This is a genomic window from Serratia proteamaculans, assembly GCF_949794035.1.
GTDB classification, from domain to species: Bacteria; Pseudomonadota; Gammaproteobacteria; order Enterobacterales; family Enterobacteriaceae; genus Serratia; species Serratia proteamaculans.
The window spans coordinates 4,620,754-4,646,452 of the sequence record NZ_OX461105.1 but is presented as its reverse complement, the minus strand read 5'-3'; the positions used below and the strand labels follow the sequence as shown (position 1 = coordinate 4,646,452).

The following is a 25,699-nucleotide window of genomic DNA, read 5'->3' as shown; positions in this document are numbered from 1 at the left end:
TGCGCTCAAAAAATTCTTTATTAAATTTTAAAGGAAAATAACATGGGAAAAATGTTGGCAGCTTATTTGCCCGGAAATTCCAGTGTAACGCTGCGTGAGGTTGATATTCCACAACCGGGTATTGGCCAGGTGTTGATTAAAATGAAATCGTCCGGTATTTGCGGTAGCGATATTCATTATATTTATCACCAGCATCGGGGGACGGCGGCCGCGCCGGATCAACCTTTATATCGGGGATTTATTAATGGCCACGAACCCTGTGGCCAGATCGTGGCTTTGGGGGCGGGCTGTCGGCACTTTCGCGAGAGCGATCGCGTGCTGGTGTACCATATTTCCGGCTGCGGCTTTTGCAGTAACTGTCGCCGGGGTTACCCGATTTCTTGCACCGGTGAGGGCAAGGCCGCTTATGGCTGGCAGCGGGATGGCGGGCATGCCGACTACCTGTTGGCGGAAGAGAAAGATTTGATCCATCTGCCAGACTCGCTCAGCTATGAAGACGGCGCTTTTATCTCCTGCGGCGTCGGCACGGCCTATGAAGGCATTGTGCGGGGCGAAGTGTCCGGCAGCGATCACGTGCTGGTGGTGGGACTTGGTCCGGTCGGCATGATGGCGATGATGCTGGCGAAGGGCCGTGGGGCGAAAACGGTGATTGGCGTTGATGTTATCCCTGAACGTCTGGCCACCGCGAAAAAGTTGGGGCTGATGGATCACGGATTTCTGACCGGCGACGGCGTGACAGAGCGTATTCGTGAACTGACGGCGGGCGGTGCCAATGTGACGCTGGACTGTTCCGGCAATGCCAAAGGTCGCCTGCTGGCGCTGCAAGCCTCTTCAGACTGGGGCAGGGTGATCTACATTGGTGAAACCGGCAAGGTTGAGTTCGAAGTCAGCGCCGACCTGATGCACCATCAGCGGCGGATCATTGGTTCCTGGGTCACCAGCCTGCACCATATGGAAAAATGCTGCACCGATCTGCACGACTGGAAAATGCATCCTCATGCTGCCATTACCCACCGTTTCAACCTTGAGCAGGCCGCAGAGGCTTATGCGCTGATGGCTTCTGGCCAGTGTGGCAAAGTGGTCATTAACTTCGCCGATTAACTCCGGAGGCAATATGGCCTTGTTCAGGTTGGATAATGGCAGTCTTACGCTGGTGGTTTCATCCTTGGGTGGCAGCGTGCTGAAACTGGCTGCACATAGCCCAGAGGGGGAAATCCCTTTGTTACGGCCGGCAACGCTGAGTGAAGACACTCCGGCGTTGCAATCGGGCTGCTTTCCGCTGGTGCCCTTTGGCAACCGGGTCAACCAAAATCGGTTCAGTTTCGAAGGACGGGACTATGCGCTTTGCCCCAATACAAGTTGGGATCGGCATTACCTGCACGGCGATGGTTGGCTGCAGCAATGGCAGTGCATTGAGCAGCGCAGCGATTTCCTTCGTTTAAGTTATCAGCATGCCGAAGGGTCTTATCAGTACCGGGTTGAGCAATGTTTTACCCTGGATCAGCAGCAACTCAGAATCGAACTGCGGGTGGAGCATGGTGGCGAAAGCCCGATGCCTTATGGGTTAGGTTGGCACCCGTATTTTCCGTTAACGCCGGATACCCGGGTGCAGGCACCGGCTCAGGCCTACTGGCTGGAGGCTGAAGAGTGGCTGGCGGGCGAACAGGTGCCACTTAGCGAGGAAATGGACTTTAACCGGCTGGCCGCGATCCCCCGTCGCTGGGTGAATAACGGATTTGGCGGCTGGAATGGCGAGGCAAAGATCCAGTGGCCGGAGCAGGGTAGCCAACTGCAAATGAGCACCGAGCCTGCCTGCCCGGTGTACTTTATGTTTGTCTCCGATCCGGCGTTCGATCCGGGTTATCAGTTCGAATTCTTCTGCCTGGAACCGATGTCGCACGCCGCCAATGCGCATAATATGGCGGGGCTGGGTGGGTTGCGCCGCCTGGCTAAAGGTGAGAGCTTCAGCCAGGCCATGCTGCTCAGTTATTCAGCGCGTTAAGTCCGAAAATTAAAATTCGGATCTCCTTCACAGAACCTGTTTAAACCCTGCAACCGGTTACTGAAACCGGTTGCTGTTTTTCCATTTTTGAAACCATACTCATTCCTCAACTGACCCATTTGCGTTTATTGGCTACAGGAGAACGGATGAAAAAAATATTCTTATGCTGCGCCGCTGGAATGTCGACCAGCATGGTCGTCAATAAAATGAAGAAGGCTGCCGAACAGCAGGGTATTGAGGTGGATATTATCGCCGTGGGTATTGAGGAGTTTGAAACCACGCTGGCGAATTATCAATGTTGTCTGCTTGGACCGCAGATTAAATATAAGCTGGCCGATTTTAAAAAGATCGCCGACAGGGAAAATAAACCGATCGCGGTGATTAACAGTATGGATTACGGCATGATGCGCGGCGATAAAATCCTCGCCGAAGCCTTAACGATGATCGCACAACACTGATCCCAGCAGGGCCGCCTGCTGCAGCCTGTTGCCGCCGGCTTTCTCGCCCTGTGACCATTGACTCAGAACGTCCCGAGGGTTGAACCATGAGTATCAGCCAGGCCGCATTCAATTTTATTGAAAACCGTATCAGCCCGATTGCCGGTAGGCTCTCGACCCAGAGACATATTATGGCGATCCGCGATGGCTTTATTTCCGCGATGCCATTTATGATTGTCGGCTCCTTTTTATTGGTCTTTGCCTACCCGCCTTTTTCCGCCGACAGCAGTTGGGGAATAGCCCAATGGTGGCTGGGGGCGGCAGAGAAACATCAGGTGGCGATTCTTACCCCGTTTAATATGACCATGGGGATCATGTCGATTTATATTACTGCTGCCATCGCTTATAACCTGGCGCAGAGCTATAAGCTCGATCCCTTTATGGCGGCGATGCTGGCGCTGATGTCATTTTTACTGGTCGCCGCGCCACAGACCGAAAAGATGCTGCCGACCGCCGCGCTGGGGGGCGTGGGGATCTTTACCGCCATTCTGGTGGCGGTCTACACCACCGAACTGATCCGTTTTCTCAAACTGCACAATATTGGTATCTCGTTACCAGAACAGGTACCGGCCAAGATCAAACAGTCGTTCGATCTGCTGATCCCGATCCTGGCGGTAGTGATCACCCTGTACCCGCTCAGCCTGCTGGTGCAGCACCAGTTTAATTTACTGTTGCCGCAGGCGATCATGGCGCTGTTCCAGCCGCTGATTTCCGCGGCCGATTCGCTGCCGGCGATCTTGCTGGCGGTGTTGATCGGCCACCTGTTGTGGTTCGCCGGTATTCACGGCGCGGTGATCGTCTCTGGCATGCTGCAGGCTTTCTGGCTGACCAATCTGGGCATCAATCAGGATGCGTTGGCTGCTGGCCACCCGATGCCGCACATCTTTATGGAGGCTTTCTGGACCTTCTTTATCGTCATCGGCGGATCCGGCGCCACCTTTGGGCTGGTGCTGCTTTATCTGCGCAGCCGTTCGGCGCACCTGCGGTCGATCGGTAAGCTGAGCCTGGTGCCGAGCTGTTTCAACATCAATGAACCGGTGATCTTCGGCACGCCGATCGTCATGAACCCGACCTTCTTTATCCCGTTTATCACTGCGCCGATCGTCAATTCGATCATTGCCTATTCGGCAGTGAAGCTGGATCTGATCGGTCGGGTGATCTCGGTGGTGCCCTGGACCGCACCGGCACCGATTGGCGCCGCCTGGGCTACCGGTTGGGATTTCCGAGCCGCGTTACTGGTGCTGCTGTTGGCGGCGGTATCGGCATTGATCTATTACCCGTTCTTTAAGGTCTATGAGCAACAGTTACTGGATCAGGAAGTGAGCGAAGCGGATCAGATTGAACAGACACAAGGAGTCACCGAATGATCGACATGGAAACGGCGGTAATGGAATTGATCATCAACGCCGGTGAGGCGCGCAGTTGTGCCATGCAGGCGCTGTACGCGGCGCGAAAGTATCAGTGGGATCAGGTAGATATTCTGCTGGCGGAATCGCAGTTGGCGGCGAAGCGCGCTCACGCCACCCAGACCGAGCTGATCGGTTTTGACGAGGGGGAAGGTAAGCTGCCGGTCAACCTGATTATGGTGCATGCGCAGGACCACATCATGAACGCCATGCTGGCGCGCGATCTGGTGGAGGAGCTGGTGAGAATTTACCGATTACTGGAGCAGAACGGGGTGCAAAATCAATGAGCGTTTTTCCGAAGGATTTCCTGTGGGGCGCGGCGACCGCCTCTTATCAGGTTGAAGGCGGCTTTGATGCCGATGGCAAGGGCCTGTCCAACTGGGATCTGTTCTCCCATCTGCCGGGCACCACTTATCAGGGTACCAACGGCGACGTGGCGGTCGATCACTACCATCGCTTCCGCGAGGACGTGGCGCTGATGGCCGAGTTGGGGATGCAGACCTACCGGTTTTCGATCTCCTGGCCACGGCTGTTGCCGCAGGGGCGGGGCGAGGTGAATGAAGCCGGGATCCAATTCTATAGCGATCTGATCGACGAACTGTTGAAGCACAATATCAAGCCGATGATCACCCTGTACCACTGGGATCTGCCGCAGGCGTTGCAGGACGCGTTTGGCGGTTGGGAATCACGTGAGATCGTCGACGCCTTCGATGAATATGCTCGCCTGTGTTATCAGCGTTTTGGCGATCGCGTCGAGCTGTGGTCCACCTTCAACGAAACCATTGTGTTTATCGGCATGGGCTATTTCACCGGGGCGCACCCGCCCAAGCTGACCGATCCGAAAAAGGGCATTCAGGCTTGTCATCACGTGTTCCTGGCCAATGCCCGCGCGGTGAAAAGCTTCCGTGAAATGAAGATCAACGGTCAGATCGGCTTCGTCAATGTGCTGCAACCGAACGATCCGATCAGCGATTCACCAGAGGATCGCCGTGCCTGCGAGATCGCCGAGGGGATCTTCACCCACTGGCTGTACGATCCGGTGCTGAAGGGCGAATACCCGGCGGAGCTACTGGCGATGGCGCAGCAGGCCTTTGGCGTGCCGCATTTCGCGCCGGGAGATGAGGCGTTGATGAAGGACAATATCGTCGATTTTATCGGCCTGAATTACTACAAGCGCGAAATGGTGGCCCACAACGACGACGTCGAGGGCTATGCCATCAACACCAGCGGCCAGAAGGGCAGCGGGCGTGAATTGGGTTTCAAGGGGCTGTTTAAACTGGTGCGCAACCCGAACGGTGTCTACACCGACTGGGACTGGGAGGTTTATCCGCAGGGGCTGACCGACGCCATTGGCCGCATCGTCAAACGCTACGGCAACATTCCGATCTACATTACCGAGAACGGCCTGGGTGCCAAGGATCCGATCGTCGGGGGGGAAGTGCGCGATCAACCCCGCATTGACTATCTGCGCGATCATATTCAGGCGATCGGCGCGGCGATCGAGCAGGGCGCTGATGTGCGCGGTTACTACCCCTGGTCGTTTATTGATCTGCTCTCCTGGCTCAACGGCTACCAAAAGCAGTACGGCTTTGTGTACGTCGATCACGACAACAATTTTGCACGCAAGAAGAAGCAAAGTTTTGGCTGGTATCAGCGGGTGATCGCCACCAATGGCGAGCAGTTGTAGCGGGGAATAAAACAGCCCTCTCCAGAGGAGAGGGCTGGTAAGAGCTAAACCTGTAGGGGTCGAACATGTTCGACCCGATTTAACCCCTTGATTATGCTATCGGGCGCGGCATGCAGCGCCCCTACCATTAAACAACAGGGCTGGGTAACACTACAGTGAGTCGGGATCCGGCCCCAGACGGTTGCCGATATCCAGTTTGGCGATATCGTTCAGTTCGTCCTTATCCAGTTTGAAATCAAACACCTCAAAGTTTTCACGAATGCGTGAAGGCGTGATCGATTTCGGGATCACGATCAGGCCGCTGTCCAGATGCCAACGCACCACGATTTGCGCCGGGGTTTTCTCGTATTTTTCCGCCAGGTGTTTGATCAGCGGCTGATCGAATACCCCTTCACCGCCCTGTGCCAGTGGGCTCCAGGATTCGGTAGCGATGTGGTGCGTCGCGTTCCAGGCGCGCAACTGGCGCTGTTGCAGTAACGGATGCAGCTCAATCTGGTTAATCACCGGTGCGACATTGGTTTCATCCAGCAGGCGCTGCAAATGCGGGGTGTGGAAATTGCAGACCCCGATACTCTTGACCAGCCCCTGTTCGCGCAGCTTAATCAGCCCGCGCCAGGCGTCCACGTATTGATCCTGCTGCGGTTTCGGCCAGTGGATAAGATACAGATCGACGTAGTCCAGCTTGAGTTTTTCCAGACTGGTTTCCAGGGCCGCCTGTGGGTCGCCCTGATCGTCGTTCCACAGCTTGGTGGTGATAAACAGCTCATCGCGCGGCACCGAGGCAGATTGCAGCGCGGCACCGACGCCTTCCTCGTTCTTGTAGATCGCGGCGGTATCGATCGAACGATAACCCACTTCCAGCGCTTTAATCACCGCCTGAGTGGTATCTGGAATACTCGCCTGCCAAACGCCGAGACCCAACTGCGGCATCAGATTACCATCGTGGAGTTTGATGATGGGTTGTTGCGTTGTCATGCGTATCTCCTTGTCAACGGATTGCCCGGTGCTGCATGCACCAGGAACGGCTATCAATAAATTCTAGTTGGCAAACCAGGGTGGTGCTGAGTTTGCTAAGCAAATTTCAGCAGTGTCGGAATAGTGCTTGAGACTGCGCCCGGTGATCGGTTGGGCGCAGGAATAGAAAAGACAAACAGAAACTAAAGCCTAGCAGGAAATGGCAGATTTGCGATTAACGTGCCGCTTCATAAATGCGTTGGCTGACTTCCAGGGTGATGTCCTGATGCTCGCCCAGTGCGGTCATACCGTGCTGATGCAGCTTATCAAGCAGTGCCGGGATCGAGCTGCCGTCGAGCTGGTAATCGGCCATACGGGTTGGAACGCCCATTTGCTCGAAGAAGGCGCGGGTGGCGGCAATAGCACCGTCAATGCGGCTGTCTTCGCTGCCATCACGCAGGCCCCAGACGCGCTCGGCGTACTGCAGCAGTTTTTCGCGTTTTTGTGCTTTTTTCTCGTTCAGCAGTGCCGGCAGGACGATCGCCAGCGTTTGAGCATGATCCAGACCGTGCATGGCAGTCAACTCGTGGCCCAGCATATGGGTTGCCCAGTCCTGCGGCACACCGGCACCGATCAGGCCGTTCAACGCCATGGTGGCGCTCCACATCACGTTGGCGCGTACCGCATAGTTTTCCGGTTCGGCCAGCGCACGCGGGCCATCTTCCAGCAACGTCAGCAGCAGGCCTTCGGCAAAGCGGTCCTGCACCTTGGCATCGACCGGATAGGTCAGGTACTGCTCAATGGTGTGAACAAAGGCATCGACCACGCCGTTGGCGATCTGACGTGCCGGCAGCGAGTAAGTCACTACCGGATCCAGCACGGCGAACAGTGGCTGAACGAATGGCGAGAAGAAATGCTGTTTGTCGCCGCTGCTTTTACGGGTGATCACCGCGCCGCTGTTGGATTCAGAACCGGTGGCCGGCAGGGTCAGTACACAACCCATCGGCACGGCGCCTTTGATTTCGCTGCCGACGGTTTTCAGGATGTGCCATGGATCGCTATCCGCCTGATAGTGGGCCGCTGCGGCGATGAACTTGGTGCCATCAACCACTGAACCGCCACCGACGGCCAGCAGGAAATCAATGTTCTCTGCACGGACAACCTCGACCGCTTTCATCAGCGTTTCGTAGGTTGGGTTAGGCTCGATGCCAGAGAACTCCTGCACGTTGCGACCGGCCAGTGCGGAATAAACCTGATCCAGCACGCCGTTTTTCTTCACGCTGCCGCCACCGTAGGTGATCAGAATGCGTGCGTCGGCAGGGATCTGCTGTGCCAGACCGGCGATTTGGTCTTGGCCGAACAGGATTTTGGTTGGGGTATGAAGAATAAAGTTTTGCATGGGTAATTTCTCTTCTGCATAAGGCAAGCGCCGGCGGCGCAAAATATCTGAGGTGTATTGTCAGTAACTTGGTCCATCAGCACAATGCACATTCCTGTCCGAGTCTTGCCTATTTCTACAAAGCGTTGTAGAAAAGAAGAGTTTTAAACTATTATTTATGCCGAATTGTTCTTAGTGTAAGAGGGTGTTTCCATGAGTGAAATCGATGAACTGCGCAGCCGCATGGCGCGCCAGGCGGCCTGTTTTGCCGAGAGTAACGGTTATACCCCCTCGCCAGTCCCCCTGGTGAAAATCCTCTATGTTGACCGCCACTGTCCGCGTCAGCCGGTGATGTACGAGCCGGGGGTGGTGATCATTTTCCAGGGACACAAGGTAGGCTACTGCGGTAACCGGGTGTTTCAGTATGATCCGCGCAACTACCTGCTGATGACGGTACCGCTGCCGTTTGAATGCGAAACCTTTGCCAGCCCCGAGCTGCCGCTGGTGGGGCTGTCGGTGAATATCGATAGCCAGATGCTGCAGGATCTGTTGATCGACATCGGCGATGACGACTACCTGATGAAACCACGCCAAGAGAGTAGCGGGGTCAATTTGGCCGAGCTGTCGGAAGAGCTGCTGTGCGCCACCGAACGCCTGCTGGACGTGATGGCCAAGCCGCTTGATGCGCGGGTGCTGGGGCCGCAGATTGTGCGCGAAATTTTGTACCACGTGTTGCGGGGCAGCTGCGGGACGTCATTGCAGGAACTGGTTAATCGCCATACCCACTTCAGCCAAATCGCCAAGGCGCTGCGACGCATCGAAAACCAGTATGCCGACAGCCTCAACGTTGAGCAGTTGGCGGGTGAAGTGAATATGAGCATTTCGGCGTTTCACCATAACTTTAAGGCGGTGACCAACACCTCGCCATTGCAGTATGTGAAATCCTATCGGTTGCATAAGGCGCGTTTGCTGATGGTGCACGATGGCCTGAAGGCCAGCACCGCAGCGATCCGCGTCGGCTATGAGAGCGCTTCGCAGTTCAGTCGTGAATTCAAACGCTTCTTTGGTGTGACGCCAAGCGACGAAGTGGCCCGACTGCGTGACAATCCTCCACTAATGATGGAGGGCTAGGTTATAGCCTGGCAGGGGAAGAGTGTTGTAGGGGCGACGACTGCCGCCCTTTAATGCATCAGGAAGAGGTGGCGCGTTTTTTGCGCCAGATAACCAACATGGCGCCCAGCAGACCAACCAACAGCAGCAGCAACGGCAGGATCATCAGCCCGGTCATCACCTGGCTTTCGTAGCGTTTTACCAGAGGGATCTGGCTGAAAGCGTAGCCAAGCCCGACCACCGAGCCCACCCAAACCACGGCACTCAGCCAGTTAAATAGCTGGAAACGGGTACTGTTCAAACCGGAGATGCCGGCCATGGTCGGCAGCAGGGTACGGACAAAGCCCAGAAAACGGCCTATCACCAGTGCCATCAGGCCATGGCGGTTAAACAGATTGTGTGCGCGTTGATGATACTGGGCGGGCAATTGCAGCAGCCAGCCTTTGACCAGATTGGTGTGGCCCAGCCAGCGCCCCTGCAGGTAACTCAGCCAGCAACCAAGACTGGCGGCGACGGTCAAAATGATCAGCGTTGGCACAAAGGCCATCACGCCTTTGGCGATCAGTGCGCCGGATAACAGCAGCAGGCTGTCGCCGGGTAAGAAGGAGGCTGGCAGTAACCCGTTTTCTAAAAATAGAGTGGTGAAAAGTACTGCATAAACCACCCAAATTACGCTTGGATCGGCAAGGGCAATGAAGTCCTGCTGCCAAAGCGCATGAACAATCTCTCGTAATACATCCATTATATATCCTGTTGCATGCCGGTTGCGCCTGGAGCCAAATTCTCCAGGATGCGGTGTTGACCGTATCTGACAGTTACCCGCCTAGTGTACCGCTATTAGCTTAAGCACACATTAAACGAGGCGAATAAAGTTGCGCTGCAACAGGTAATCTGTCAGTGCGCGTTGGCGAGACGGTCGAATCCGGCGGCGAGGTCGGCGATCAAATCCTGCACGTTCTCCAGACCGATATGCAGGCGCACCAGGGTACCCGAGAAGTCGATACCCCCCGCCGGGCGGATCGCTTCCAGCTCCTCCGGCTGGTTAGCCAGGATCAGCGACTCATAGCCGCCCCAGGAATAGGCCATGCTGAAGTGGCTGAAGTTGTCCAGATACTCGGCCAATTGCACATCACTCAGACGCTGTTTCAACACGAAAGAGAACAGGCCGTTGCAGCCGCTGAAATCACGGCGGTAAAACTCGTGGCCCTTGCAACTTGGTAGCTCAGGGTGATTGACTACCGCCACCTCCGGCCGTGTGGCCAGCCAGTTAGCGACTTCGATACTGCTCTGCTGGTGCTGCTTCAGGCGGACGCCCAGCGTACGCAGGCCGCGGCTGGCCATATAGGCGGTATCGGCGTCTACCATCTGGCCCATCAAATAAGAGTATTCGCGCAGTTGATCCCAACAGCGTGAGTTGGCTACGGCGGTGCCGAGCATGTAATCGGAATGGCCGATAATGTATTTGGTACCGGCCTGAATCGAAATATCGATGTCGAAATCCAGCGCCTTGAACAGCACTCCGGCCGCCCAGGTATTATCGATCATGATCACCACTTCCGGTGCCACGGCACGAATGGCCTGCACCATGGCCGGGATATCCTGAACTTCCATGGTGATCGAGCCGGGTGACTCAAGGAACACCACGCGGGTATTGGGTTGAATAAGCCTGGCGATATCGGCGCCGATCAGCGGGTCGTAATAGGTGGTCGCCACGTTCATACGGTTCAGGATATGGGTGCAAAAATCCTGTGTGGGCTCATAGACCGAACCGGTCATCAGCAGATGATCGCCGGCGCTGACAAACGACAGGATGGCGTTGGAGACCGCAGCCGCGCCGCAAGGATAAAGCACACAGCCGGCACCGCCTTCCAACTCCACCATCGCATCCTGCAACGCGAAGTGGGTCAGGGTGCCGCGCCGCCCGTAAAACAGTTCGCCATGTGCCCGCTTGGCGGTGGCGTGCTTTTTGGCCGCCACGGAATCAAAGACCAGTGAAGAAGCGCGTTGGGTGACGGGATTGACGGAACCCCGGGTATAGCGCTTGCTGCGTCCTGCGCCGATCAGGGTGGTTTCGATGTTTTTTGACGTCATAGGAGCGGGCTCACCTTTGGCTTGGTCTTCACGGGGTATTTGCGATAGCCCTTACGTTAGCATGACATATGATAGCCATCCAGACGTTTTAACTGCCAAATATAAAAGCGGGGGGAATCCTCTGTCCGACGTCGCTTCAGCACGCCATCCTTCTGCCTGTCGGCGATAACCAAGTGGGTTTATCGGCAAACCTGCGATGTGACGACAAAATGCGATAAAAACCCTGATTTTGTTACATCTCTGTGGGGTAAAAGTGACGAAAAACCTTATAAAAGGGGCTTATAGGCCCGAACAGGCCGCGATTGGGTTGCCCTGGTCATTTTGCGGGGGCAGAAGCGTAATTTTCCCGATTATTTGGTAAATAATAATGAGAACTACTATCAATCCCTGATTGGTTTGATATGATCGCACGCTGAATTATTCCTCAAATTTGATCGGTAACGGGTGGAGGCACAGCGTGAAAACGGCTGGCAAGAATTTAAATCAAGGATCGTTCGGTCAGGGCCGGGCGCAATGGGGCCAGGCATTCGGCCGCGGTCTGATCGCTTCAATGGTGTTGGTGGTGGGCCTGGCCGGTAGCGCACAGGCAGCTCCGGCGACTAATCCGGCCGTGACTCAAAGCGTTGCTGCGGCCTCTGCGCCTGCCGCAACTGCCCCGGAAAATATCACCCCGGTGAACCCACAGCCGACCATCCAGCCGCCGGAAACCCGCGGAATGGATCTGTCCGTCTGGGGCATGTACCAGCATGCGGACATCGTGGTGAAAATCGTGATGATCGGCCTGGTGCTGGCGTCTATCGTCACCTGGACCATCCTGTTTTCCAAAGGCAGCGAACTGTTCCGCGCCAAGCGCCGTCTGCGCCGCGAACAGCTGGCGTTGGCTAATGTCCGCTCGCTGGATGAAGCCTCCGAGCTGGCACAGAACTTCTCGGATGAAAGCATCAGTTCCGTCTTGCTGAACGATGCGCAGAACGAACTGGAGCTGTCGGCGGAGTCTAACGACAACAACGGCATCAAGGAACGTACCGGTTTCCGTCTGGAGCGTCGCGTCGCGGGCTACAGCCGTAACATGGGCCGGGGCAATGGCTTCCTGGCCACCATCGGGGCCATCTCGCCGTTTGTCGGCCTGTTCGGTACCGTTTGGGGCATCATGAACAGCTTCATCGGCATCGCCCACTCGCAGACCACCAACCTGGCGGTGGTTGCGCCCGGCATCGCAGAAGCGCTGCTGGCAACCGCACTGGGGCTGGTTGCTGCGATCCCGGCGGTGGTGATTTATAACATCTTCGCCCGTGTGATCAGCGGTCATCGTGCTCAGGTTGGCGACGTAGCGGCGCAGGTTCTGCTGCTGCTGGGCCGCGATTTGGATCTGGCCGCCACCGCGGAAGCCAAACGTTCACAGCATTCACACCAACTGCGGGTGGGGTGAGTTATGGCGATGCGCTTAAATGAAGATCTGGACGACAGCGGCGAACTGCATGAAATCAACGTGACGCCGTTTATCGACGTCATGCTGGTGCTGTTGATTATCTTTATGGTGGCCGCGCCGCTGGCAACGGTAGATATCCGTGTCGATCTCCCAGCTTCTTCTGCCAAACCGCAGCCGCGCCCGGAAAAACCGGTGTTCCTGTCGGTGAAAGCGGACAAGCAGCTGTACGTTGGCGAACAGGCGGTCAGCGCCGATCAACTGACGTCGGTGCTGGATCAGCGGACTCAGGCCAACAAAGAGACCACCATCTTCTTCCAGGCGGACAAGACCGTGGACTACGAGACGCTGATGAGCGTGATGGATACGCTGCGTAAAGCCGGTTACCTGAAAGTAGGGCTGGTGGGGATGGAAGGCACCGCCAAATAGTGGGCTGACATCACCCAAGGTAAGAAGGGCGCTCAGGCGCTCTTTTTTATTGCCTGAATTTCGTACAAACGCTTGACGTGCCCTCGGCAAATGAAAATACTAATAGATAGTAATTAACACTACTTTCCGGAGTCGGCTATGCCAACCAGCATTGCTTTAAGCCCTCATTTTGAGAAGTTCGTTCATGAGCAAATTGACAGCGGGCGTTACGGCAACGTCAGCGAAGTAATACGGGCGGGTCTGCGCCTGCTCGAAGAACATGAACGGGCGATGAAAATCGAACAACTGCGAGTGGCTATTGCACAGGGAATAGAAAGTGGTGAGGGGGTCCCGGCGGAGGAGGCATTTACGCGTTTGCGGACTAAATACCAACGGATGGTAGATAACGGAAGTGACTAATGGGGCTAACAATATCGCCGGCAGCGGTATGTGATATTGAAAATATTGGCGATTATATTGCGCAAGATAATCCGAGCCGTGCTCTGAGTTTTATTTCTGAGCTATACAACCAATGCCAGCGTATCGGTGAGTCACCGGAAGCCTATCAAAAGCGTCCTGAACTTGGTCCAGGTGTCAGGATTAGCGCCTATGGTAAATATCTTATTGTTTTCACTGCGATACAACGCAATGTCAGGATCGAACGTGTATTCCACGGGGCGAGAAATATTTTACGGTTGCTGGCTTATCGTTAGAACGTTAAGGGCAGGCTCATCTGCTTAGCCCCCAACGTTCAGCATCATTCAGCCGCGGGCATGTGCCGCAGCGCGGGCGATCTGCTCATCGGTAGGGCGCACGCCTGTATAGAGCACAAACTGTTCCAGCGCTTGCAGCGCAATCACTTCTGCACCGGTAATCACCCGTTTGCCTTGCTCACGCGCGTTGCGGATCAGCGGGGTTTCCGCTGGCAGTGCCACCACGTCAAACACGATTTTCGCCGCAGCAATAGTCGCGGGTGCAAAGGCCAACTGCTCGGCTTCTGTTCCCCCAGCCATACCGATGGGCGTCACGTTGATGACCATATCCACGCTTAAATCACCGACCTCTGCCAGCCACTGATAACCATAGGCATTGGCCAGCGCCTGACCGGCCTGCGGATTACGGGCGATGATATGGCCATTTTTGAAACCGGCATCACGCAGCGCGGCGGTGACCGCTTTCGCCATACCGCCGCTGCCGCGCAGGGCAAAGGAGGTTTCCACCGGGATCTGATGCTGCGCCAGCAGTTTGGCGATGGCGATATAATCGGTGTTATAAGCCCGCAGGAAACCTTCATCATTGACGATAGTATTGACCGACTCAATCGCCGTGGCGGAGGCATCCAACTCGTCGAGGAAAGGAATGCAGCTCTCTTTGAACGGCATCGATACCGCACAGCCGCGAATGCCCAGCGCACGCACGCCGCCCACCGCCGCCTGAATATCCTGGGTGGTGAAGGCCTTGTAGATAAAGTTGAGATCCAGTTCCTGGTACAGATAGTTGTGGAAACGGGTGCCAAAGTTACCTGGGCGACCGGCCAGCGACATACAGAGTTGGGTATCTTTATTAATCTCACGGCTCATGATGAGCTCCTTAACCGGGAAAAAGAAAAGCTTAAGGCTGACCGAGCAACGCCTTCGAACCGGCGTGACGCCAGTGGATGCTGCCCGGCAGATATAGCGCGTTCTGCTCTAATGGCCGCTCGTCAATCAGCGCGCTGACCATGTCGAAACTGTGTTGGGCCAGGGCGCGGCAGTCCTGCGCCACGGTGTCGATTTTTAACGTCAGGCCGTCGAACAGGTAGTGATCGTCAAAGCTGCACAGATGCAGGTCGCTTTCCATCAACTGGTGCTGATTCAGGTAGCGCAGTACCCCTTCCAGCAGGCCGCAGGCGGCGGTAAACAGCGCCTTGGGCGGTCGGCCCAGTTGTGCACAGAGTTGGGCGAACATCTCGTAGCCGGAACTGGGGTGATAATTACCGTTGATGATCCATTCCGGTTTACAGACCACCCCGGCGCGTTCAAGACCGAGCTGGAAACCGGCCAGACGATCGCGCGTCGGTGAGATGCGGGGTTGGCCGCCAAGGAAATAGAATTCGTCCGGATGCTGGCGCGCGACGTTTTCCACCAGTGTGGCGGTTGAGGTCAGTGAGTCGGTGATCACCAGCGGCAGGTCGGAGCCGATGATCAGCCGGTCCATCTGCACTACCGGCAGACTGGCATTAATCTTTTGGTATTCCGCATCGTTGAGCTGGCTGGAGGCGACAATCAGGCCATCGACCTGGCGCTGCACCAGGCTGTTTACCGCCATCATTTCCTGCGCCGGGTTTTCATCGGTGCAGGCGATTAATAACTGCAAACCGGCCTCGCGGCACAGGGTTTCCAGCTCGCGTGAAATTACCGCAAAACCGTAGTTAGTCATTTCCGGCACCACCAACCCCAGGGTATGGCTGCGGGAAGAACGCAGCGAACGGGCGTGGAAGCTAGGCTGGTAGTGGTGCTCGCCGGCCAGCGCCAGGATACGATCGCGGGTGTCGTCGGAGACCCGGTATTCCTTGCTGCGGCCGTTAAGCACCAGGCTGGCGGTCGATTTCGACACGCCAGCCAGTGCGGCAATATCACTGATGGTTATGCGTTTATTTTTTTTCACTGACGGCATCTGAATTCATCGAAGGATGCGTCATTCTAGCATGCATGGCGTCAGCGACCAGTGCTCGAGCGCCAGCGGAGCTTCGCCACTCAGGTGCAGCAGCGGTTGCGGGCCAGGGAAGTAGCGCGCGCTCATCACCGCTTCGCCATGGTTGATAAAAATCTCCACGCTGGAACGGTCAAACAGCAGTTGCAGTTGGTTGAGGTTGCCCCGCCAGTAGCGGTGCTCCGGCTGCCCGCTACGCAGGTTATTACGCGTCAACTGCAGCAAGTTACCGTCCCAGACCAGCGTCATTGCCCCGCCAAAGTCAGCGCTAAATGCCCCCGTGGGGGTCAGCAGCAGTTCCGCGCTGTCAACCGGCCAGACAGGGGCAGCATCGGCGATGCCCTGCCATTGGCGGCCTTCATCCCGCAGCCGTTGCAGTTCGCGCGCCGGTTGTTGGTAAAGCTTGCCGTTATGCAGCGACAATTCGCGTGGGCAGGTCAGGATGTGGATCCAGCCGTATTGCAACGTCGGGTGACAATCCTCGTCTTGCTCCGGCACGCCCATCCAGCCAACCAACAGCCGGCGACCGTCTTCGGCCAGGGTGGTTTGCGGCGCATAGAATTCGAACCCGAGATCCAGCTCGTGGAAGGCCCCATGTTCGAACCTGGCCTGTTGATAATCCAGCTTGCCGGTCAGATAGCCCGCCTGATAAACGTTGAGATAACGTTCGGCCTGCGCCGCCAGCCCTTGTGGACAGCAGATCAGCACTTCGGCGTCGTCCAGCGTAAACAGGTCCGGGCACTCCCACATATAGCCGAAATCACCGATGCCGTTCAGCCGTGAACCGGCAATCTCACCCAGCAACTGCCAGTTGCGCAAATCGGCGGAGCGCAGCAGCAGCACTTTGCCGCAGTCTTGCAGGTCACGAGCGCCGAGCACCATGTACCACTGGTCCTGATGACGCCAAACCTTTGGATCTCGCACGTGGCCGCTATAGCCCGGTGGCAGCGGCAATACCGGGCCGAGCTTGTCATAGCCGCCTTGCGCATTTTCTTGCGCCAGACACTGGTAGGCGGTGCGGGAGCCGTCGGGGTATTTGACGTTGCCGGTATACGCCAGCATGATTTTTCCGTCCGCCACCACCGCCGAGCCGGAGTAACAGCCGTGGCTGTCGTAACAGGCACCCGGTACCAGGGCTACCGGCTGATGCTGCCAGTTGACCAGATCCGTCGACTGCCAATGGCCCCAACATTTGTTGCGGTGATCGCAACCCAGCGGGTTCCACTGATAGAACAGGTGGTAGACGCCGTTATGCTGAATAAAGCCATTGGGATCGTTGAGCAACCCGACGCTGGGCGCCAGGTGCCACGCCGGCCGGTGCGGATCGTGCAGCGCCTGTGGCATGCCGCTCATCAACGCCTGAACGGCCTGTTTCATTAATTGCAGTTCTTCCATTATTCACTGTCCGTTTTGTATTTCAGCAGCAACGAGAGAATAAAGGCGCTGCCAAAGGCGATCACCAGACCAATGATATAGCTGACCAGCGAGCTGGCCTGCACAATCGCCATCCCTGGGATAGCCGTCAGCCCGACCGCATTCATGCCAACATGATTGGCCACCACCCAGGCTCCCCCGAGTGCGCCGCCCACCAATGCCGCCAGGAAGGGTTTCACAAAGCGCAGGTTGATGCCGAACAATGCCGCTTCGGTAATGCCGAGCATGGCGGAAAAGGCCGAAGGTACCGCAATGGCTTTGATCTTGGCATCGCGGGTTTTGAAATACACCGCCAGACAGGCACCGCCCTGAGCGATATTGGCCATCGACCAGATCGGCAGCAGGAAGTTAACGCCGATATTCGGGTTGCCGAGCAGCCCGGCCTCGACGGCGTGGAAGCTGTGGTGGATACCGGTGATGACGATGGCGGAATACAGCCCGCCGAACAGCAAGCCGGCAAACCAACCGGCGTGGGCGATCAGCGTGCTGAGCACCAGTGAGATACCGTCACCCAGCGCGCGGCCGGCTGGGCCGATAAACAGCATGGCGACGAAGCCGGAGATCACGACCGTCAGGAAGGGGGTCAGGATCAGATCCAGCGAGTTGGGGATCACTTTGCGCAGCTGTTTTTCCAACACGCTCATAAACCACACGGTCAGCAGCACCGGGAACACCGTGCCCTGATAGCCGATCATGGCGATCTCCAACCCAAAGAAATCCATGGTGTGGAAACCGCTGGCGACACCCCAGGCATTGGTCAGCGCTGGATGGGTCAGGATGCCGCCGAGCGTGGCGCCCAGATAGGGGTTACCGCCGAACTCACGTGCGGCGGTGAAGCCAATCAGGATCGGTAAAATAATGAATGCCGCCGAGCTGAACATATCCAGCATCACAAACACGGCGCTGTTGGCATCGGCCCAGCCGTAGGTTTTTACCATGCCGAGCAGGCCCATCAACAGGCCGGAGGCGACGATAGCCGGGATGATCGGCACAAAGATGTTCGACAGCAGGCGGGCAATACGTTGCAGCGGATTGAGTTTCTTCGCCGCGATGTCGGCGGCCTCGGACTTGCTGGATTCGTTGACTCCGGCCGCCTTGATAAATTCTGCGTGCACCTTGTTGACCAGCCCGGTGCCGAAAATTACCTGGATTTGCCCGGCATTGCTGAAGCAGCCTTTCACGCCCTCCAGCTTGCCGATTGCCACCTTGTCCACCTTGCTGTCATCCAGCAGCACCAGGCGCAGACGCGTGGCACAGTGGGCGGCGCTGGCAATGTTTTCTTTGCCGCCGAGCAGCGGCAACAGCGCGTTAGCGGTTGCGGTAATGTCCATGTTCACTCCCTTTATAAATAAAAATGCCGCCGCAGTGTTTCGCGGCGGAAATCAGCTAATTAGCGTCAGAAGAAGTACTTGAATCTGGCACGCACGCCGTAGCGCTGATCGTCGCTGGCATTGGCTATCTTGTTCTCGGCGTTGGCCTCCAGCATTGAGACGTAGGCGCCAAGATACAGATTGAAGTTCTTCATATTCATGATGTTTGGTATTTGGTACGAAGTATGAATGGTATGAATGTCATATTTGCCCGGCTCGCTGAGCGGGTTGCTGATATCGGCACTCATCCCAGTGGTGTTGAACTCTTGGATATTGTTGTGGGCGTAGATATAACCCACTTCAAAGCGGCGCCACAGGACGTTGATGCCGGCGGTAAAGTCCTGCTCACCCGAGGCGTCCAGGTAGGCGCTGCTTAGGTTGGCGACCACGCCGTTGTCCGGATTGGCGGCGGTGTTGTTCCAACTGAGGGTCATGCCGTAGCCGTTACGTTTAGACTGGTCGACAAATTGCCCCTGGCTGTCGTGATAGCCATAAGCATTGTTGACCACGTTGCTTTCCATCGCGACCGCCGCGCTGAGCTGGTCTTTTTTCCAGGCGATCACCGGCCGCAGGTAGGCGACATTTTTCTTATTATCCAGGCTGTTGCCGTGGTAGGCCTCCTCCTGGAACAGTGAGGTGCCGTCTTCCACCAGCGTATTCAGCTCGAAGTAGAAGTCACCGGCGTACTTGCTCAGCATCAGGTTGCCGCCGCTGCTGCTACGGCCACGGCCTTCTTTCATCATGTAGATATAGCCGAAGCCATCGGCATACAGATCGTTGGCGGTATTGCCGGAATACTGGATGAAGGTGTCCTGATTGAGCGGGAACATGTCGTAGGCTTCAAACCGGCCAATCTTGGTCTGCCAGTTCTTTTCGTTACCGAAGAAGAAGGCGGCATCGTCGAGGTTCATTTTTCCGGTCATGTCGGCCAGCGGTTGCACGCTGAAGCCGGAGAAATTGCCGTCCGGATTGCGTCGGTAGCCGTCCACACCGACCAGAATACGGCCGTTGATATCCCAACGCTCTTTGTTACCGGGCTTCCAGTCCTTGTTGTCGCTGCTTTTCAGTGAGGTGAGCTGGCCGCTGCGGCTGGCGCCGTCCAGGTTGAACTCGACGTCGCCATACAGTTTCAGGTCGGTTAATCCGGTGAGTTGCAGTTTGCCGGCCGGTGCGGCGTGGGTTTCCAGCGTCGCGGTGCGCTGGGCCACCTGAACGGTTTGTCGCTCGGTGTTGGCAGTGCGCTGTTCTAGCTGTTGTGCCCGGCGTTCTGCCACCGTGGCACGCGTCTCAGCCTGAGTCGCACGTTGTTCGGCCTGTTGCAGTCGTTGCTCCAGCGCATTCAGACGCGCTTCGATACTGGTATTGGCGCCTGACGCCGCCGCAGAGGTGGAGATAAGGAGCCCTGTAGTGATGGCCAGATAGCTAAGTTTTTTCATGATTTTCTATCATCCGGGAAGGTTGTTATTATTTTTTGCTAAATTGCTAAACCGGTTTTTCAGGATGAAAGATAGTGAGTTGAACGGTGGCTGGCAATCAAGTTTGCTAACCCGATTCAGCTATTGTGATCGAGCCCGCAAAATACCGACTGGAGATGCCAGGGATGAGACTGGCACCCAATGCCAATCTCTTAAGCGATGGCATTGGGTCAGAATTCACACTTATCCGGTTAGCGCTGCAGGAAGTCCTGCAACTCGTCGGCATGCGGCAGGGCGGTCATCGCACCTTTGGCGGTGGTGGCCAGTGCACCGCAGGCCTGGGCTTGGGCGATCACCGCAGGCCACTGAGCTTCCTGCGGCAAAGCGCCGAGATGAGCCAGCGCGGCCAATAGACCAGCGACAAAGGCGTCGCCCGCCCCGGTGGTATCGACCGGGGTGATTGAAGGGGCGCGGAAATGGCGGATCTGCTTGCCGTCATGTACGCAGACGCCGTCACCACCCAATGTCACCAGCAACAAACGCAGCGGGTAGCGCTGCATCATCCAATCGATGCCGCTCTCTAACTCACCGATATTGCTGATAAAACTCAGTTCTTCCAGCGAAATTTTCACCACGTCCGCCAGCAGCAGCGCTTTTTGCAGGCAGGGGCGCAGCGCTTCCGGCTGGCGCCAGACGTCTTCACGGATATTAGGGTCAAAACTGACCCAGCCTCCGGCCGCCTTGATGTTCTCCATCGCGGTGAAGGTGGTGCTGCGGCTCGGCTCCTGTGACAGGGCGATAGAGCAGACGTGCAGCCACTCATCCGCTTTGAAATCAGGCAGATCCTCAGGTTGCAGGAACAGATCGGCACTCGGGTTCACCATGAAGGTAAAAGAGCGTTCCCCCATCAGATCGAGGTCCACTACCACGGTGGAGGTGTGGTAGTCGGGGTCCTGTGACAGGTGGTCGATGTCTACTCGTTCTTCTCTCAATACCCGCAGCAGGAAGGCCCCGAAGCTGTCCTTGCCTACCCGGCCGATAAAGGCGCTGTCGCCACCCAGACGGGCGATGCCGACCGCCACATTGGCGGGCGCACCACCGGGACACTTAAGGTAACTGTTTGAATTTTCAGGAACCAGATCGACAACTGCGTCACCCAATACCCATACTCGATTAGCCATGTTCAATCCTGTTTTCAGCGGTCTCAGATGACGAGCTAAAATAGAAGAACCGGTTTAGCAAAGCAATATAATAATCTGTTGAGCGGTGAATAGACGGGAGAGAGGAGAGCGAAATACAGAAAGGAATACCCGCCCTGGCGTTACTCAGAGCGGGTTCAGCGGACTTACCCCATCTTCGGATAGACGCCTGGGCCAATCGGCAGGCCGAGTGCGTACCACGCCAGCAACAGCAAAATCCACACGGCAAAGAACACCAACGGATACGGCAGGATCAGCACGTAATAGGTGCCGAGCTGGGCATCTTTGCGGTAACGCTGGAGGAAGCCGAGGAACAACGGCAGGAAGGGCGACATCGGTGCCAGCGGCAGCACCGAAGAGTCGGCGATGCGGAAAATCATCTGGGCGAACGCCGGATGGAAGCCCAACAGCATAAACATCGGCACAAAGATCGGCGCCAGAATCGACCAGATGGCAGAGCCGCTGGCGATAAACATGCACAGGAAGGCAGAGAGGAACATCAGGCCCAGAAACGCCGGAGCGCCGCTCATGCCGGCGGCCTCCAGCATATCGGTCAGGCCGATGGCCATAAACTTGCCCATGTTGCTCCAGTTAAAGAACGCCACGAACTGCGACAGCGGGAACACCATAACGATAAAGCCGGCCATGCTTTTCATCGGTTCTATCAGGTGGTGGGGGATATCGTCCGGTCGCCGGATCTGTTTGGTGACCACGCCGTAGGTAATGCCGACGGTGAAGAAGAACAGGATGATGATCGGCACAATGCCTTTAATAAACGGCGATGGGATCACCGAGCCGGTTTTTGGATCGCGCAGCGGAGCGGCCTCCGGCACCACCAGGGCGGCGATAATCGCGATAAACACCAGTGCGGCAATGCCGCTCATCATCAGCCCACGATTTTGCAGCGGGGTCAGCGCCTCAATTTTGTCCTCGGCGTTGCCCTGCCATTTTGGCAGGCGGGGTTCGATAAACTTATCGGTCAACAGCGCACCGGTGATGGTCAGTACCACCACCGAAGTGGCCATAAAGTACCAGTTGTCGATCACGCTGACGTGAACGGCGGCGTCCACTGCCTTGGTGGCCTCGGTACTGATGCCGGAAAGCAGTACGTCGGTGGTGACGATCAGCAGGTTGGCGGTAAAACCGGAGGCAACCCCTGCGATAGCGGCCAGCAGCCCGGCTATCGGGTTGCGGCCAACCGCCAGAAACATCAGCGCACCGAGCGGCGGCATCACTACCAGTGCGGCGTCGGAAGAAATATGACTGAAAAAGGCGATAAACAGCACCAGGTAGCTGGCATAGCGGGCGCTAACGCGTGAGGCCATCTTGTACATCAACGCCTGCAGCAGCCCAACCTTCTCAGCCAGCCCGGCGCCGATCACCAGCGCCAAAATCGCGCCCAGCGGGGCAAAACTGCTGAAGTTATGAATGATATTCGGGAAGATCCACTGCATGCCCGCCACGCTCATCAGGTTATTCACCTTGATCAACTCGCCGGTGGCCGGGCTTTTCACCGCCACGCCAAGCCAGGAGAACAGTGCGGTGGCCAGCATTAAAACAACGATTAAATAGACGAACAGCAAAAATGGATTGGGGATTTTATTCCCGATGCGTTCTACCCAGTAAAAAACGCGACCAGGGCTTTTATCGGCTGACGTTGTGACCTCACTCATTGTCTTACCCTCTGTGTTTGTCCTGTTGTGTTTATTTTTTATTATTTGATTTAATTATAATTATTATGACTGGCCCGGTTTCCCAGGCCTTTGTAGCCTGGTGATTACTTTAACGGTGAAGGCTTGATGTCTTTGGGGATCGGGCAGCTATAAGGCTGTTCGGCACGCTGGCGTTCGAACTCACGGCGGCAGTCCGCCAACAGGGCGCTGTCGCTCAGCAGTTCGACGGCGGTGGCCGCCATCACCTTGCCTGCCAGGCACATGCCTTTGTGGGCGATCGAAGTACGTCCCTGTGCCACCAGTTGCCAGGTGTGCAGCGGCGTACCGAAGGCGAAGCACGGACTGAAGCACTGGGCGGTCGGCGCGACCCAACTGACATCGCCGACGTCGGTAGAGCCGTACAGCAGATCTTCCGATGCCACATAAGGGGCGACCTCGTCCATCAACACCTTGTCACCCAACTGCTGTACCCATTCGCGCCCGGCTGCGCCGCCGGTGCGGGCGACATTCAGCCTGGCATTACGCAGCTCGTCTTTATTCAGCGTTTGGCGGATCTCGCCGGCGAATTTGCGTTCTGCCTCACTGTACTCCGGCAGGCCGAAGTCGCAGACATAGCGATACATCACCTGTTCCATGCTGCGGTTTGGTACGTAGTTGGAGCAAGCCTTGTCGAAACGCACCGTCATCTGGGTATCGGTCATCAGCGCCGCACCCTTGGCGATGTTGATCACCCGTTGGTAAATATCCTGCGCCTGATCGAGCTGCGGCGCGCGGATCAGGTACAGCACTTCGGCGTCGGCCTGTACCACGTTGGGTGAACTGCCGCCGGTATTGGTGACGGCATAATGCAGCCGCGCTTCCTGCACGATGTGCTCGCGCAGGAAATTGGCACCGGTATTCATTAGCGTCACCGCATCCAACGCACTGCGGCCCAGGTGCGGTGAGTTGGCGGCATGAGCGGCAATCCCCTTGAACTGAAACGCCGCCTGGATGTTGGCCAGGGTGCTGGTATTGAACATGCCGCTGAAGCCTTCCGGGTGCCAGGTGAGGGCGGCGTCGACGTCATCGAACAGCCCTTCACGCACCATAAAGGTTTTGCCGGAACCGCCTTCTTCACCGGGGCAACCGTAGAAACGGACGGTGCCGGTCAGGTGCTGTTGCTGCATCCAGGCCTTCACCGCGAATGCCCCAGCCAGCGCGGCGGTGCCCAGCAGATTGTGGCCGCAGCCGTGGCCGTTGCCGTTTTCCACCAGCGGCTGCGGCGTGGCACAACCCGCCTGTTGGCTCAGTCCGGCGAGGGCGTCATATTCACCCAGCAGGGCGATCACCGGCTGGCCGCTGCCGTAGCTGGCGATAAACGCGGTTTCGATGCCGCCAACGCTGCGTTCAAGGGTAAAGCCTTCCTGCTCCAGCGCGTCGGCCAGCAGATTGGCGGAATAGGTTTCGGTAAAGCGCGTCTCCGGGTGATCCCAGATGCTGTCACTCAGTGCGCTAAAGCGTGGCTGGTGTTGGTCAATGTACTGATTGATAAACGTCAGCAGCTGCGGGTTACTCATGCTTTGCTCCCAAAGGTCGGCAGGTTGAGTGCCAGCGACGCCAGCGTTTTTACCGCTACCGCCAGCACCTGTTCGTTAAAATCAAACTTCTCGTTGTGGTGTCCGGCGCTCAGTTCGGTACCGAAAATCACGTAAGAGGCCTGCCCGCCGTGGGATTTCACCCGTTCCATCATGTAAGTGGCATCTTCTGAACCGGCGGCCTGCTCGCGGCGATCAACCACCGAAGTCAGTTCGGCAATCTCCTGTGCCTGGCGGTGAATGTAGTCCACCCAAGGCTGGGTCGGTTTACTGCTCTGCGCCGCGCCCATCAGGGCGATGTCGTATTCCACTCCGTGCATTTTGGCCGCGCCTTCGATCACGTTCAGCGCCTGCTGGTAAACAAATTCGTTGATGGTGTTGGTGGCCCCGCGGGTTTCCACCTTCATAAATGCCCGATCGGCAATCACGTTGCGGCCGGTTCCGGCCTGCAATACGCCGACGTTGATGCGTGAGCTGCCTTCGCTGTGGCGTGGGATGGCGTACAGTCCCACTGTAGCCTGCGCTGCCGCCAGCAGGGCATTACGGCCATCCTCCGGTTTGGCCCCGGCGTGAGAGGCTACGCCGCGGTAGGTGACGTCCAGTTTGCTGGTGGCCATAAAGCTGTCGCTGCCGCACACCAACTCACCGGCCGCTACCCCAGTGCCAATGTGCACGGCGGTGAAGAAATCAACGTCGTCCACCACGCCGGCTTCCACCATGGATTTCGCGCCACGGGTGCCTTCTTCTGCCGGTTGGAAAATCAGCTTGATGGTGCCGGTGAGCTGTGGCTCCAGGCTCTTGAATACCCGCGCCAGCCCCAGCCCAATGGTGGTGTGGCCGTCATGACCGCATGCATGCATCATGCCGCTGTTGCAGGAGGCGAAGCCTTCGCGGAACGGCAGGTGATCCGGCTGTAGCTTTTCGTTGAGATCGAGCGCGTCCATGTCGACGCGATAGGCGATCACCGGCCCGGGGCGGCCGGTGTCCAGCGTGGCGACAATACCGGCGAAGCCACCGGAAAAGTGCGGCAACCACTTCTCCAGTGCGCCCTGTTCGCGGGCGCGCTGCTCTTGTGCCTGCAGGGCCTCGGCCGAGGGCAGCCCCATGCGGGCATCGGCGTTAATCACTTCGCGCCCCAGTTGCAGGCGGTAGCCGAGCCGATCCAGTTCTTCTGCCACCAGGGTAGCGGTGCGGAACTCAAACCAGCCGGACTCGGCATAGCGGTGAAAATCGCGGCGCCAGGCCTGCAACTGCGGGGACAAATCGGACACCAACATCGAAAGCGGATTATTCATTGGGATATCTCATAAGTTATCGCGCCCGGGTAAACGCCGGGCAGCAGTGGTGCGCTGAACTGAAATCAGACGATGAAGCCATGGAATGA

At 56.9% G+C, this 25,699-nt stretch carries 24 protein-coding genes; 11 read left to right on the top strand and 13 right to left on the bottom strand.

What is annotated here, in order from left to right:
• Positions 1–42 precede the first annotated feature (42 nt).
• From QOT07_RS21575 to QOT07_RS21550, 6 genes are all read left to right on the top strand, one after another.
• Complete coding sequence (locus QOT07_RS21575) at positions 43–1,101, top strand: zinc-dependent alcohol dehydrogenase family protein (protein WP_207977459.1); 1,059 nt, start codon at positions 43–45, stop codon at positions 1,099–1,101.
• A 13-nt stretch (positions 1,102–1,114) separates the two neighbouring features.
• Complete coding sequence (locus QOT07_RS21570; protein ID WP_283603895.1) at positions 1,115–2,002, top strand: aldose 1-epimerase; 888 nt, start codon at positions 1,115–1,117, stop codon at positions 2,000–2,002.
• Between the two features lie 146 nt (positions 2,003–2,148).
• Positions 2,149–2,460: a PTS sugar transporter subunit IIB gene (locus tag QOT07_RS21565; RefSeq protein ID WP_085119233.1), complete on the top strand. Its 312-nt coding sequence runs from the start codon at positions 2,149–2,151 to the stop codon at positions 2,458–2,460.
• A gap of 86 nt (positions 2,461–2,546) precedes the next feature.
• On the top strand, positions 2,547–3,866 hold the full coding sequence (locus QOT07_RS21560; RefSeq protein ID WP_099063310.1) for a PTS sugar transporter subunit IIC: 1,320 nt from the start codon (positions 2,547–2,549) through the stop codon (positions 3,864–3,866).
• Positions 3,863–4,192 (top strand): PTS lactose/cellobiose transporter subunit IIA, encoded by a 330-nt coding sequence (locus QOT07_RS21555; protein ID WP_099063311.1) that lies wholly within the window; start codon positions 3,863–3,865, stop codon positions 4,190–4,192. The genes QOT07_RS21560 and QOT07_RS21555 overlap by 4 nt, the downstream gene beginning before the upstream one ends.
• Positions 4,189–5,592: a GH1 family beta-glucosidase gene (locus QOT07_RS21550; protein WP_283603894.1), complete on the top strand. Its 1,404-nt coding sequence runs from the start codon at positions 4,189–4,191 to the stop codon at positions 5,590–5,592. Before QOT07_RS21555 ends, QOT07_RS21550 begins: the two co-directional genes overlap by 4 nt.
• 150 nt (positions 5,593–5,742) lie before the next feature.
• On the opposite strand, the gene dkgA is transcribed toward QOT07_RS21550, so the two are convergent.
• Positions 5,743–6,567 (bottom strand): 2,5-didehydrogluconate reductase DkgA, encoded by an 825-nt coding sequence (dkgA, locus tag QOT07_RS21545; RefSeq protein ID WP_085119226.1) that lies wholly within the window; start codon positions 6,565–6,567, stop codon positions 5,743–5,745.
• 214 nt (positions 6,568–6,781) lie between these two features.
• Complete coding sequence (yqhD, locus tag QOT07_RS21540; protein ID WP_099063313.1) at positions 6,782–7,945, bottom strand: alcohol dehydrogenase; 1,164 nt, start codon at positions 7,943–7,945, stop codon at positions 6,782–6,784.
• A 192-nt stretch (positions 7,946–8,137) separates the two neighbouring features.
• Between yqhD and QOT07_RS21535 the strand changes: the two genes are divergently transcribed.
• Entirely contained in the window at positions 8,138–9,055 is a 918-nt protein-coding gene (locus QOT07_RS21535) for an AraC family transcriptional regulator (protein ID WP_099063314.1), read from the top strand.
• Between the two features lie 58 nt (positions 9,056–9,113).
• Here the strand turns inward: QOT07_RS21535 and QOT07_RS21530 are convergent, their stop codons facing one another.
• A complete protein-coding gene (locus QOT07_RS21530) occupies positions 9,114–9,776 on the bottom strand; it encodes a DedA family protein (protein ID WP_207977468.1) in 663 nt (220 codons plus the stop codon).
• Between the two features lie 152 nt (positions 9,777–9,928).
• On the bottom strand, positions 9,929–11,125 hold the full coding sequence (gene metC / locus QOT07_RS21525) for a cystathionine beta-lyase (protein ID WP_283603893.1): 1,197 nt from the start codon (positions 11,123–11,125) through the stop codon (positions 9,929–9,931).
• 457 nt (positions 11,126–11,582) lie between these two features.
• Between metC and exbB the strand changes: the two genes are divergently transcribed.
• The 4 genes from exbB (at position 11,583) to QOT07_RS21505 (ending at position 13,672) form a co-directional block, all read left to right on the top strand.
• Positions 11,583–12,554 (top strand): tol-pal system-associated acyl-CoA thioesterase, encoded by a 972-nt coding sequence (gene exbB, locus QOT07_RS21520; RefSeq protein WP_207977469.1) that lies wholly within the window; start codon positions 11,583–11,585, stop codon positions 12,552–12,554.
• A gap of 3 nt (positions 12,555–12,557) precedes the next feature.
• The gene (exbD, locus tag QOT07_RS21515) at positions 12,558–12,980 is read left to right on the top strand and encodes a TonB system transport protein ExbD (RefSeq protein WP_085119216.1); all 423 of its coding nucleotides are present in this window, start codon (positions 12,558–12,560) and stop codon (positions 12,978–12,980) included.
• A gap of 138 nt (positions 12,981–13,118) precedes the next feature.
• Positions 13,119–13,379, top strand: a complete 261-nt coding sequence (locus QOT07_RS21510; RefSeq protein ID WP_099063320.1) for a type II toxin-antitoxin system ParD family antitoxin — start codon at positions 13,119–13,121, stop codon at positions 13,377–13,379.
• Positions 13,379–13,672 carry a type II toxin-antitoxin system RelE/ParE family toxin gene (locus QOT07_RS21505; RefSeq protein WP_207977470.1) on the top strand — a complete coding sequence of 98 codons (294 nt, stop codon included), beginning with the start codon at positions 13,379–13,381 and terminating at the stop codon, positions 13,670–13,672. The genes QOT07_RS21510 and QOT07_RS21505 overlap by 1 nt, the downstream gene beginning before the upstream one ends.
• Positions 13,673–13,720: 48 nt before the next feature.
• On the opposite strand, the gene QOT07_RS21500 is transcribed toward QOT07_RS21505, so the two are convergent.
• The 9 genes from QOT07_RS21500 to QOT07_RS21460 all read right to left on the bottom strand — a co-directional run bounded on the left by QOT07_RS21500 (position 13,721) and on the right by QOT07_RS21460 (position 25,610).
• On the bottom strand, positions 13,721–14,539 hold the full coding sequence (locus tag QOT07_RS21500; protein WP_283603892.1) for a shikimate 5-dehydrogenase: 819 nt from the start codon (positions 14,537–14,539) through the stop codon (positions 13,721–13,723).
• A gap of 31 nt (positions 14,540–14,570) precedes the next feature.
• Complete coding sequence (locus QOT07_RS21495) at positions 14,571–15,614, bottom strand: LacI family DNA-binding transcriptional regulator (protein ID WP_099063323.1); 1,044 nt, start codon at positions 15,612–15,614, stop codon at positions 14,571–14,573.
• 21 nt (positions 15,615–15,635) lie between these two features.
• Positions 15,636–17,045 carry a glycoside hydrolase family 32 protein gene (locus QOT07_RS21490; protein ID WP_283603891.1) on the bottom strand — a complete coding sequence of 470 codons (1,410 nt, stop codon included), beginning with the start codon at positions 17,043–17,045 and terminating at the stop codon, positions 15,636–15,638.
• Complete coding sequence (locus QOT07_RS21485) at positions 17,045–18,415, bottom strand: sucrose-specific PTS transporter subunit IIBC (protein WP_099063325.1); 1,371 nt, start codon at positions 18,413–18,415, stop codon at positions 17,045–17,047. Before QOT07_RS21485 ends, QOT07_RS21490 begins: the two co-directional genes overlap by 1 nt.
• 65 nt (positions 18,416–18,480) lie before the next feature.
• Positions 18,481–19,890, bottom strand: coding sequence for a carbohydrate porin (locus QOT07_RS21480; protein ID WP_099063326.1), 1,410 nt, complete (start codon positions 19,888–19,890; stop codon positions 18,481–18,483).
• A 230-nt stretch (positions 19,891–20,120) separates the two neighbouring features.
• Positions 20,121–21,050: an aminoimidazole riboside kinase gene (locus QOT07_RS21475; protein WP_283603890.1), complete on the bottom strand. Its 930-nt coding sequence runs from the start codon at positions 21,048–21,050 to the stop codon at positions 20,121–20,123.
• A 164-nt stretch (positions 21,051–21,214) separates the two neighbouring features.
• Positions 21,215–22,741 carry a p-aminobenzoyl-glutamate transporter gene (gene abgT, locus QOT07_RS21470; protein WP_219016961.1) on the bottom strand — a complete coding sequence of 509 codons (1,527 nt, stop codon included), beginning with the start codon at positions 22,739–22,741 and terminating at the stop codon, positions 21,215–21,217.
• Between the two features lie 104 nt (positions 22,742–22,845).
• Positions 22,846–24,297 carry a M20 family metallopeptidase gene (locus QOT07_RS21465; protein WP_283603889.1) on the bottom strand — a complete coding sequence of 484 codons (1,452 nt, stop codon included), beginning with the start codon at positions 24,295–24,297 and terminating at the stop codon, positions 22,846–22,848.
• Positions 24,294–25,610, bottom strand: coding sequence for a M20 family metallo-hydrolase (locus tag QOT07_RS21460; RefSeq protein WP_283603888.1), 1,317 nt, complete (start codon positions 25,608–25,610; stop codon positions 24,294–24,296). The genes QOT07_RS21465 and QOT07_RS21460 overlap by 4 nt, the downstream gene beginning before the upstream one ends.
• Positions 25,611–25,699: the final 89 nt, after the last annotated feature.